Source organism: Streptomyces sp. NPDC050636, assembly GCF_040654775.1.
Classification (GTDB): Bacteria; Actinomycetota; Actinomycetes; order Streptomycetales; family Streptomycetaceae; genus Streptomyces.
Map to the genome: position 1 here is coordinate 1 of NZ_JBFAIP010000208.1, position 4,502 is coordinate 4,502.

The 4,502-nt window shown below is 71.6% G+C and carries 2 protein-coding genes; both read right to left on the reverse strand.

Features of this window, described 5'->3' with window-relative positions:
- Positions 1-1,718 (reverse strand): beta-ketoacyl synthase N-terminal-like domain-containing protein (locus tag AB0I10_RS40455; RefSeq protein WP_363157740.1); only part of this gene is annotated, 1,718 nt, incomplete at its 3' end.
- Between the two features lie 39 nt (positions 1,719-1,757).
- A partial coding sequence (locus tag AB0I10_RS40460; protein ID WP_363157741.1) for an SDR family NAD(P)-dependent oxidoreductase occupies positions 1,758-4,502 on the reverse strand: 2,745 nt, incomplete at its 5' end.

The window sequence follows — 4,502 nt, forward strand, 5'->3', positions numbered from 1 at the left end:
ACCGAACCCGCAGGCGCCCCGTCCACCAGGCTCTCCAGACCGGCCACCAGCTCCGCACGGCCACCGCCCAGAACCACGGCCCGGTGCTCGAACGCCGACCGCGTCGCCGCCAACGACCACGCCACATCAGCCGGCTCCAGCTCCGGCCGCCCCGCCACCCATTCGCGCAACCGACCCGCCTGCCCGGCCAGCCCCTTCGCCGACCGGCCCGACACCACCCACGCACCGACCCCGGCAGCTGACACCACCGCGGGCACTTCCACCGGCCCGTCCTCATCAACGGCTTCGCCCAGGGCGGCCTCCAACTCGCGGTCCTCGACCGGTGTCTCCGGCTTCGAGGCGTCGTCGGCGGGGGCCTCCTCCAGGATGATGTGCACGTTGGTGCCGCTCATCCCGAACGCCGACACACCGGCACGGCGCACCCGATCGTCCGCCGGCCACGGCACCGACTCGGTCAGCAGCCGCACGTCACCGGCCGACCAGTCCACGTGCGGCGACGGGTCTTCCGCGTACAGGGACCGGGGCATCCGCTGGTTCTGCAGCGCCAGCACCGTCTTGATGATCCCGGCCATGCCCGCGGCCTGCTGGGTGTGTCCGATGTTGGACTTCACCGACCCCAGCCACAACGGCCGGTCCTCCGGCCGGTCCTGTCCGTAGGTGGCGATCACCGCCTGCGCCTCGATCGGGTCGCCCAGCGGGGTGCCCGTGCCATGCGCCTCCACCACGTCCACGTCGGCGGGCGACAGGCGGGCGCTGGCCAGCGCGGCACGGATCACCCGCTGCTGGGACGGACCGTTGGGCGCCGTCAGACCGTTGGACGCGCCGTCCTGGTTGATCGCGCTGCCGCGCACCACCGCCAGCACGTTGTGCCCGTTGCGCCGCGCGTCGGACAGCCGCTCCACCACCACGACACCGGCGCCCTCGGCCACGCCCATGCCGTCGGCCGAGGCCGCGAAGGTCTTGCACCGTCCGTCTGGGGACAGCCCGAGCGAGCTGCTGAAGTCGGTGAACAGAACCGGGGTGGCCGCGACGAACGCGCCCCCGACCAGGGCCAACGTGCACTCGCCGGCCCGGAGCGCCTGGCAGGCCAGGTGCAGCGAGACCAATGACGACGAGCACGCCGTGTCCACCGTGACCGCCGGACCCTCCAGGCCCAGCGTGTAGGAGATCCGGCCGGACAGGATGCTCGTCGCGTTGCCTGTCATCACATGGCCGTCGAGCTCACCTTGCCGGCCCGATATCCAGCCGTACCCGGATGCGGACGCGCCCGCGAACACGCCCGTGGCGGAACCGCGCAGCGAGGCGGGGTCGATTCCGGACCGCTCCATCGCCTCCCACGCGACCTCAAGAAGCAGCCGCTGCTGCGGATCCATCGACACGGCCTCGCGCGGGCTGATTCCGAAGAATCCCGCGTCGAATCCAGTCGCGTCGTAGACAAATCCGCCCGCCTGCACCTCCGCGGCACCGGAATTGGGGACGTCGGGGTCGCCGAATTCCCAGTTCCGGTCCTGTGGCAGCCCGGCGATCGCATCCCGCTCGGCGGCCAGCAGCTCCCACAGCGCCTCGGGGCTCTGGGCCCCGCCGGGGAATCGGCAGCCCATCCCGACGATCGCGATCGGCTCGTCACCGGCCGCTTCCAGGTCCTGCAAACGCTGCCGAGTCTCATGCAGATTAGCGGTTACCCGCTTGAGGAAGTAGCGGAGCTTCTCTTCGCTCACTTACGTCACCCCGTCGAGGAAGTCGCGGCGTTTGCCATGTCAGTAAATTCCAAGTTCTTTGCCGATGAAGTCGAAGACTTCGTCGTCGGTCGACGATTCGAGCTTCTCCGCAACGCCGCTCTCGGCGATCCGCTCCCGAGCCTCTTTCCATTTCGAAAGCACGACTTCGAGCCGGTTCGTGATCTGGGCGGATTCGTCGTTACCGGTCAGCGCGACGAGCATGCTTTCCAGCTTGTCCAGTTCGGCGAGCACGGGCTGGGCCGCGCTGGTCTCCTCGGTGTGGCAGGCCCGCAGATGATCGGCGAGCGCGGCGGGAGTGGGGTAGTCGAAGAGGAGCGTGCTGGGCAGGTGCAGGCCGGTGGCCGCGGTCAGCCGGTCGCGTAGTTCCACAGCGGTGAGCGAATCGGCTCCGAGGTCGCTGAAGGACCGGTCGGCCTCCACTGCCTCGACGTCGGCGTGCCCCAGCACGACAGCGGCCTCGGCCCGGACCAGGTCGATCAGCAGCCGGTCCTGTTCCGCCCGCGACAGTCCGGCCAGTTGCCGGGCCAGCGCGCTGCCGGCTTCCGTGTCGGCCGGACCGTTGCCGTTCTCCACCGCGCCCAGGGCCTCGTTGACCTCGGGCAGGCTCTCGATCAGCGGGCTGGGCCGCCGCAGGGTGAACGGCGGCGCGAACCGCGCCCAGTCCACGTCTACGACGGTGATCAGCTGTTCCTGCCCGTCGAGCACCTGAGCCAGGGCCTGAATGGCCTGGTCCGGCTCGATCAGGCGCAGTCCGCGTCGCGTCATCTGGGCCGCGCCCTCCACGCCGGTCATCCCGCCGCCGCCCCACGGGCCCCAGGCCACCGAGGTGGCGGCCAGGCCCCGGGCCAGGCGGTTCTCCGCCAGCGCGTCCAGGAAGGAGTTGGCCGCCGCGTACCCGCCCTGCATGCCGCTGCCCCAGGTCGCCGCGATGGAGGAGAACAGGACGAACGCGTCCAGGTCCAGGCCGGCGGTCAACCGGTCGAGACTGGCGGCGCCCGCGGCCTTGGCCGCCAGCATCGAGGCCAGTTCCTCCACCGACATCTCGTCCAGCGCGGTCTCCTGCCCGAGACCGGCGGCGTGCATCACCGCGGTCAGCGGCGGGCCACCGTCACCGATCCTGGCGATCACCCCGGCCAGCGCGGCGTCATCGGCGGCATCGGACGCGATCACCTCCACCTGCGCCCCGGCCGTCGCCAACTCGGCCGCCAACGCGGCCACATCCGCCGCACCGGGCCCGGACCGGCTCGTCAGCACGAGCCGCTGAGCACCCCGCCCGACCAGCCAGCGCGCCACGTGCCCGCCGATCGCACCGGTCCCGCCGGTGATCAGGACAGTCCCGCGCGGCACCCAGCGCTGCACGTTCTCGCGGGGTTGCGCAGCCCTGGTCAGACGGCGGCCGAAGATCCCGGTCCGGCGGATCGCGACCTGGTCCTCACCGCACCCGGCCAGCACCGCGCACAGCCGGGCCGCGGCCTGCTCGTCGAATTCGGCGGGCAGGTCGATCAGGCCACCGCCGTGGTCGGGGTGCTCCAGGATGGCGACCCGGGCCAGTCCCCATGTCTGTGCCTGTACCGGTGTCGGCGCCTCGCTCGGCGCGGCCGCGACCGCACCGCGGGTGAGCACCCACGCCGGCGCATGCACCCCCAGGGCGATCAGGGACTGGACGAGCGTCTGGGTCCCGGCCAGGCCGTTCGCCAGCTCCGGGTGACCCGGCAGCGGTGTCTCGTCCAGTGCGAGGAGCGATACGACGCCGGAGACCCCGGCTTCCGGAAGCATCGCGCTGATCTGCGCGGCCATCCGCTCCTGGTCGGCCGTTTCCGTGGTCTCCATCGTCAGCACTTCGGCGCCCCGGGCGGCCAGCGCCTGTACGCATCCCCGCATCAGGTCGTCGTCGGCCTGACCGGGCGCGACCACCACCAGCCAGGTCCCGGACAGCACACGGGAGTCAGGTTCGGCGACGGGCGCCCAACTCACCCGGTAGCGCCAGTTCGCGGTCACCGAACGGTCCATCTCCCGGCGCCGCCACGACGCCAACGCGGGCAGTACGTCGCCGAGTTGCCTCTGATCCTCAAGAGCCAACGTGTCGGCGATCCGCGCCAGGTCCCCGCCCTCGACGGCGGCCCAGAACTGGGCTTCGGCTGCCGTGCTCGCACCCTCGCCACCCGAGGCCGGTCCTGCGGTCGGCGCGGTCAGCACTCCGCTGGGCCAGTACCGCTCGTGCCGGAAGGCGTACGTGGGCAGTTCCACCCGCTTGCCGGTCGGCAGGACGGCGGACCAGTCCACCGTCGCACCGTTGACGAATGCCCGCGCCAGGCCGGTCACCAGGCCGGTGACGCCCTGCCCGGCATGCTCCTTACGCCGCTGGAGCGGGATGAAAACGCCCTCGTCGCTGCCGATACCGGCCACGGCATCCGGGCCGAGCGCCGACAGCGAGCCGTCGGGGCCCACCTCGATGAACAGCGACACACCCTGCTCCGCGAGAGCGGCCACCGCATCGGCGAACCGCACCGCCTGCCGCGTCTGCGCCGGCCAGTACGTGCTGTCGCACTCGGTCAGTACGTCACCGGCCAGCGCACCCGCCCACAGCAACTCGGGGCGCCGGTAATCCAACTCGCCTGCTACAGAGCCGAGTTCGTCAAGGACCGGGTCCATCGCCGGAGAGTGGAAGGCATGCGATACGCGCAGCCGCCGCACCCGACAGCCCCGCTCACGCCACTCCTCCACCACCCGGTCCACCGCAGCCTCGTCACCCGAAACCACCAC